This window comes from Vibrio thalassae (assembly GCF_900089835.1).
GTDB classification, from domain to species: Bacteria; Pseudomonadota; Gammaproteobacteria; order Enterobacterales; family Vibrionaceae; genus Vibrio; species Vibrio thalassae.
The window spans coordinates 38,906-44,905 of record NZ_OANU01000141.1 but is presented as its reverse complement, the minus strand read 5'-3'; the positions used below and the strand labels follow the sequence as shown (position 1 = coordinate 44,905).

5 protein-coding genes and 5 tRNA genes are annotated in these 6,000 nt (G+C 43.3%); 7 read left to right on the top strand and 3 right to left on the bottom strand.

The window, feature by feature from the left end:
• A partial coding sequence (locus tag VTH8203_RS25235) for a helix-turn-helix domain-containing protein (RefSeq protein WP_244181298.1) occupies positions 1-420 on the bottom strand: 420 nt, incomplete at its 3' end.
• Positions 421-587: 167 nt separating this feature from the next.
• On the opposite strand from VTH8203_RS25235, the gene VTH8203_RS22470 reads away from it, so the two are divergent.
• The 6 genes from VTH8203_RS22470 (at position 588) to VTH8203_RS22440 (ending at position 2,951) form a co-directional block, all read left to right on the top strand.
• A complete protein-coding gene (locus VTH8203_RS22470) occupies positions 588-2,210 on the top strand; it encodes a methyl-accepting chemotaxis protein (protein WP_096995646.1) in 1,623 nt (540 codons plus the stop codon).
• A gap of 233 nt (positions 2,211-2,443) precedes the next feature.
• Positions 2,444-2,519, top strand: a tRNA-Phe gene (locus tag VTH8203_RS22460).
• A 56-nt stretch (positions 2,520-2,575) separates the two neighbouring features.
• Positions 2,576-2,651 (top strand) — tRNA-Thr (locus VTH8203_RS22455).
• 20 nt (positions 2,652-2,671) lie between these two features.
• A tRNA-Asn gene (locus VTH8203_RS22450) sits at positions 2,672-2,747 on the top strand.
• Positions 2,748-2,779: 32 nt separating this feature from the next.
• Positions 2,780-2,855, top strand: a tRNA-Thr gene (locus VTH8203_RS22445).
• A 20-nt stretch (positions 2,856-2,875) separates the two neighbouring features.
• Positions 2,876-2,951, top strand: a tRNA-Asn gene (locus VTH8203_RS22440).
• Positions 2,952-3,083: 132 nt separating this feature from the next.
• Here the strand turns inward: VTH8203_RS22440 and VTH8203_RS22435 are convergent.
• Both VTH8203_RS22435 and VTH8203_RS22430 read right to left on the bottom strand, forming a co-directional pair.
• Positions 3,084-4,193, bottom strand: a complete 1,110-nt coding sequence (locus VTH8203_RS22435; protein WP_096995644.1) for a PilT/PilU family type 4a pilus ATPase — start codon at positions 4,191-4,193, stop codon at positions 3,084-3,086.
• A 9-nt stretch (positions 4,194-4,202) separates the two neighbouring features.
• Positions 4,203-5,243 carry a type IV pilus twitching motility protein PilT gene (locus VTH8203_RS22430; protein ID WP_096995643.1) on the bottom strand — a complete coding sequence of 347 codons (1,041 nt, stop codon included), beginning with the start codon at positions 5,241-5,243 and terminating at the stop codon, positions 4,203-4,205.
• 25 nt (positions 5,244-5,268) lie between these two features.
• Here VTH8203_RS22430 and VTH8203_RS22425 point away from each other — a divergent pair, with 25 nt between their 5' ends.
• A complete protein-coding gene (locus tag VTH8203_RS22425; protein WP_096995642.1) occupies positions 5,269-5,979 on the top strand; it encodes a YggS family pyridoxal phosphate-dependent enzyme in 711 nt (236 codons plus the stop codon).
• Positions 5,980-6,000 lie beyond the last annotated feature (21 nt).

Below are 6,000 nucleotides of genomic sequence, written 5' to 3'. Positions count from 1 at the left end.
GGAGCGGGAGGTTATCCAAGAAAAGCCCATATGATTGAGCAAATAATAAATAGAATCTGGGTGGTAGTACTTACCAAACTCTTCGGCGATATAGGTATGAATGTCAGCACCAGTTAATCTACCCCCTGATGAATCCTCTGCTCGATTCTTTATGTATAGGCTTAATTGCTCACGTTGTTGAGGATTAAGGAAAGCAGGCCGACCCGTTCTCGGTTTTTCTTGCAACCCATCAAGCCCATCCTCAAGGAAAGTTTGTACCCATTTGTTGACACTGGTTCTACTGACTTTAAGGAACTTGGCAATTTGGGTGCGAGAATGACCATCTTTAAAGTGGGACAACGCAAGTAATCGCATCTTCATCTGGATAGATTTTTGTTGGCTAGCGAGCTTTTTAAAGTCAATGTTATCGAGGCTGTCCATAGCATCCGTTTTTTCGCAAAAGTAATAGCATCAATTAGATCATATTTTTACTTAGATTGGTATTAATCATTGTCATAGTTTGACTACGTGAGGTTTTAAACGCTCTTTTCGTCATGTATCCTGCTTTTAAAAAGTAATTTCGATACAAAAAAGAAGTAAGCCTAAAAATGAAATTGAAAAGCCAAACATATTTATTGTCATTAATCATCTTGTCTACCGTTGTTATAGTGGCTGTAACAGGCTTATGGTCGCTTCGAATTGCAAGCGATGTGGATAATAAAGCTCGAGTGACCGAGCTATTCACTAGTACTTATTCCACCATTATTCAATTGGAAAACCTTGCACTAGAAGGAAAGCTAACAGAACAAGACGCTAAAGCTATCGCCATAAGAATACTTCGCAATAATATCTACAAAGATAACGAATATGTTTATGTAGCTGATAAGAGTATGACATTTATTGCAGCTCCTCTTGATCCTCAGCTTCATGGTACGAGTTTTCATGATTTCAGAGATAGCATGGGTAAGAGTGTTGCTGACATAATCCTTTCCAAACTTGGTAATACAACGGGAAAAATCATTGAATATAGCTGGACACAAACACTTCCAAGCGGTGATGTAGAAGATAAGCTCTCGATCGCTGAGAGAACTCCACATTGGAATTGGGTTGTGGGTACAGGAATCGGCTTTAATGAAGTTAATGCGCGCTTTTGGTCAACAGCTAAATGGCAGCTTGCTTTATGTTTGATCCTCATCGTCACTATCGTTACTTTGCTATTGTTATCACTAAAGCGTATTTCCGCTATTCTTGGTGGTGAGCCGCAAGAAGTATTACTTGCGGTACAAAGTGTTGCAAAAGGAAAGCTGACAACTAAGTTTGAACGAACAGCGACGGAGGGAAGTATCTATCATTCAGTGCAACAGATGAGTCTTTCTTTAGCGTCACTCTTGTCCAGCATTGAAAAAGTAACAGCCTCTATAGCAGATCAGGTTAGTGATGCTAATAACCGCTCTGCGACGATATCAACACTCACTTCTACGCAGCAACAGAGTACGGAAATGATTGCTTCCGCAATGACTGAAATGGCCTCTTCTGCGTCTCATGTAGCTCAATCTGCTACGGATGCAGCAAATAGTACAGATGAGGCTGATCAACAGAGCCTGCACGTTAGTGAGTTGATACAAGCTACCGTATCAAATATAGAAGAGCTTGCAGCACAATTAGAAGGCGCTAGGAGCGCTGTTTCTGAGCTTGACTCTGATGTCCATAATATTGCTCGGATACTGGATGTAATAGGTGATATTGCAGAGCAAACTAATCTATTGGCTTTGAATGCCGCTATTGAAGCTGCTAGAGCAGGTGAGCAAGGAAGAGGTTTTGCCGTTGTTGCTGATGAAGTCAGAAATCTTGCTGGCCGAACTCAACAAAGCACTAAAGAAATTCAAGAGATGATTGGTAATCTTCAATCAGGCTCACAACATGCCATTCAGAGTATCAATCTTTGTGCTCAGACAAGTGAAGCGACGGTTAGTGAATCACAAACCGCATCAGCATCTTTGCAAGAGGTAGTAGCACGCTTAGAGGCTATTACAGAAAAGAGTCAGCAGATAGCGACAGCTGCGGCAGAACAAACAGCGGTGAGTGACGATATCGCTCAACGAGTTAATATGATCGAGCAAAGTGGCAGTAAACTTCGCTCTGCGGTAGAAGAAACTGAGCAAGGGACTCACACATTAAATCAACTGTCGTTGGAACTGCGCCATAAAGTTGCTCGCTTTGAGGTTCAGTAATCAATGACTATCTCTCTGTATAAAGCGACAAAACCTTAACTTATTTGGTGCGTGGAAAGTTAATGCGCCTTGTTTATCTATGTTCAAGCATGGAGCAGAACGATTGCTAGGGCTTGTTTTTAAGCACCAAATGAATAAAAACAGAACGCTAAGTATAGAAAAGCACCAAACGATATTTTTTTTGCAATTTAGTGTTGACGTAAAGGACGAAAAGCCGTTTAATACACCTCGTCGCCCGGATAGCTCAGTCGGTAGAGCAGAGGATTGAAAATCCTCGTGTCGGTGGTTCGATTCCGCCTCCGGGCACCACAATTTAGATTGTTGGTGCTGTTAACAGTAGTACGAGCAATAACAAATAAAGTGTCGCCGACTTAGCTCAGTAGGTAGAGCAACTGACTTGTAATCAGTAGGTCACCAGTTCGATTCCGGTAGTCGGCACCATTTAATTACTGAAAAGTAATTCCCCCTTAGTTCAGTTGGTAGAACGGCGGACTGTTAATCCGTATGTCGCAGGTTCGAGTCCCGCAGGGGGAGCCACTTTTAAGAGTAAGCGAGAGCTTGCTTGCAGTGCCGACTTAGCTCAGTAGGTAGAGCAACTGACTTGTAATCAGTAGGTCACCAGTTCGATTCCGGTAGTCGGCACCATTTAATTACTGAAAAGTAATTCCCCCTTAGTTCAGTTGGTAGAACGGCGGACTGTTAATCCGTATGTCGCAGGTTCGAGTCCCGCAGGGGGAGCCACATTATAAAGGCTGCATCGTAAGATGCAGCCTTTTTTGTTGTCTTCGATTTATCTATCCGCTGCCTAATAAGACCGTATACAGCTATACAGTCTTTTCGCTGTTTTCTTACACAGTTGGTTGAAGCCTGTGCTTAGCTCATGTCAATCTTAATATCACTGAGAGTTGATGGGCTATTACTGTCGTTACTTTGAAGTTTTAGCATTAATCTGAGATCATTTTGCGAATCCGCACTGTGCAAAGCGTCCTCTTGATTTATCTTGCCTGCTGATACCAAATCAAATAAGGCTTGGTCAAAGGTTTGCATTCCGACTTCTTTACCTTTTGCAATTGCGGCTTTGATTTCATGTAAATCACCTTTACGAATGAGATCGGAAATGCGAGGGCTATTTAGAAGCACCTCGAAAACACCATGGCGACCCTGTCCATTCTTATCTCTAATGAGTTGTTGACCTACGATACCTTTTAAATTCGAAGATAAGTCAAAAAGGAACTGTTCTCGTCTATCTTCCGGTGTGAGGTGAAGTATCCGCTCTAACGCTTGGCTAGCATTATTCGCATGCAATGTCGCAATACAAAGGTGCCCAGTTTCAGCAAAGGACATAGCGTATTCCATCGTTTCCCTAGAACGTATTTCACCAATTAAAATCATATCAGGAGCTTGGCGGAGTGAATTTTTAAGAGCGACTTCATAGCTTTCAGTGTCCAACCCAACCTCACGCTGCGTAACGATACATTTTGCGTGCTCATGAACGAATTCGATGGGATCTTCGACGGTAAGAATATGACCACTGCGGTGCTGATTTCGATAACCCGTCATCGCTGCCATAGTGGTAGATTTACCAGAGCCAGTAGCTCCTACCACTAAGACTAAACCGCGTTTGGCTATTGCAAGATCTTGCACTACTTCTGGCAACGAAAGCTGCTCGAAGGTCGGTATCTGAGTTTCAATTCTCCTGATGACTACACCAGGCAGTTCTCGCTGGTAGAAGGCACTTACTCTAAATCGCCCGTATGGCTTTACTATCGCAAAATTGGCTTCTTTTGTTGTCTGATATTCCGAGTACTTAGATGAGTCCATGACGCTACTTAAAAGCGCTTGAATCGCCTCTGTAGTGAGCTTGTCGTCTTTCGGTTGCAGTTCGCCATCTACGCGATATAGCAGTGGCGCACCGACGGTTAGATAAAGGTCAGAGGCTTTTTCATCAAGCATGTGATTTAGAATGGTATCAATGTTGTGCATTATCTTGTCCTATTGAAACATTGAACCGTGCTGTTCAATCTTCTTATTCACTTCTTCTAGTTCAACCAGCCCTTGAGATAACAACCGTTTAGAATGCTGTTCCATGGTCTGCATACCACTTGCCGCACCGGTTTGGATAATTGAGGACATCTGAGCCACTTTATCTTCTCGAATGAGGTTTCTGATAGCGGGTGTTGCTAGCATGATTTCATGACAGGCGATGCGCCCACCTCCCACGCGTTTCAACAGAGTTTGCGCGATAACGACCCGTAACGATTCTGATAGCATAGAGCGAACCATTTCTTTGTCTTGGCCTGGAAAGACATCAATGATTCGGTCAATGGTTTTGGCTGCAGAACTTGTGTGTAGGGTACCAAATACTAAGTGACCCGTTTCGGCAGCGGTAAGAGCTAAACTGATGGTCTCTTGATCTCGAAGCTCACCGACCAAAATAATGTCCGGGTCTTCACGCAGTGCAGAGCGGAGCGCTGCTTTAAAGCTGTGGGTATCACGATGAACTTCTCGTTGGTTAACTAAACACTTTTTATTTTGATGGACAAACTCAATAGGATCTTCAATGGTCAGGATATGTTTGTTTTGATGTTGGTTTATATGATCAACCATGGCAGCGAGTGTGGTCGATTTACCAGACCCTGTTGGTCCTGTTACTAACACCAATCCGCGTTCTAAACTGGCTATCTCGGCAAACTTGTCTGGGGCGTCTATTTGGGCCAGTGTTGGAACTTGGTTGGGGATGGTCCGAAAAACAGCGGAGCACCCGCGCGACTGGTTAAATGCATTAACACGAAAACGACCGATATCTGGAACATCAAATGAGAAATCGATTTCGAGATGCTCCTCGTATTCGCCGCGCTGCTTATCGTTCATAATGTCAAAAATTAATTTATGGACCTCAGAATGCTCAAGGGCAGGAATACCAAGCTTTCTTACTTCACCATCAATGCGTACCATAGGTGGGACACCGGCAGAAAGGTGTAGATCTGAAGCGTTATGCTTTACACTAAAGTCTAGTAACTCGGTGATATCCATTCATTTTCCTTATAATTTATAAGCTATGACTAGTATTCAACAAAATATCGAACTAATCACCTCCCAAATTGCACAGGCTGAGCAAAAGTGCGGGAGAGCGCAAGGTGATGTGCAATTGCTCGCGGTCAGTAAAACTAAGCCTGTGGAGGCAATTTTAGACGCATGTCAGGCAGGTCAACGTCTTTTTGGCGAAAACTATGTTCAGGAGGGGGTATCTAAAGTCGCCTATTTTAATGAACACCATAGTGATATCGAAATTGAATGGCACTTTATTGGCCCTATTCAATCGAATAAAACACGACCGGTCGCAGAGCACTTTGATTGGGTTCATACCGTAGATCGTGCCAAGATAGCCCAACGACTTAGTGATCAGCGCCCTGAAGGTATGACGCCAATTCAAGTGTTGATCCAGGTAAATACCAGCAGCGAAGAGAGTAAGTCTGGTGTTAACAGTCAGCAAGTTTTAGAGCTTGCCCAATTGATTTCTTCATTGCCCAACCTCACGTTAAGAGGAGTAATGTCAATTCCAGAAAATGTCAGTGACTATCAATCTCAGCTTAATGCCTTTAAAGCACTGGCAGAGGTCAAAAACTTACTGGCAGAAAAGTACCCTCAAGTCGATACGCTATCGATGGGTATGAGTGGCGATATGGAAGCAGCGATAGAAGCTGGAAGTACCATAGTTCGAATTGGAACGGCTATCTTTGGTGCGAGAGATTACAGCAACAAAGCGTAACATATAAGAGAGTGACGCAAA

Coding starts and splice junctions, on each gene's coding strand:
- VTH8203_RS22470 (WP_096995646.1), top strand. CDS start 588: ATGAAATTGAAAAGCCAAACATATTTATTGTCATTAATCATCTTGTCT.
- VTH8203_RS22435 (WP_096995644.1), bottom strand. CDS start 4,193: ATGCACAACATTGATACCATTCTAAATCACATGCTTGATGAAAAAGCC.
- VTH8203_RS22430 (WP_096995643.1), bottom strand. CDS start 5,243: ATGGATATCACCGAGTTACTAGACTTTAGTGTAAAGCATAACGCTTCA.
- VTH8203_RS22425 (WP_096995642.1), top strand. CDS start 5,269: ATGACTAGTATTCAACAAAATATCGAACTAATCACCTCCCAAATTGCA.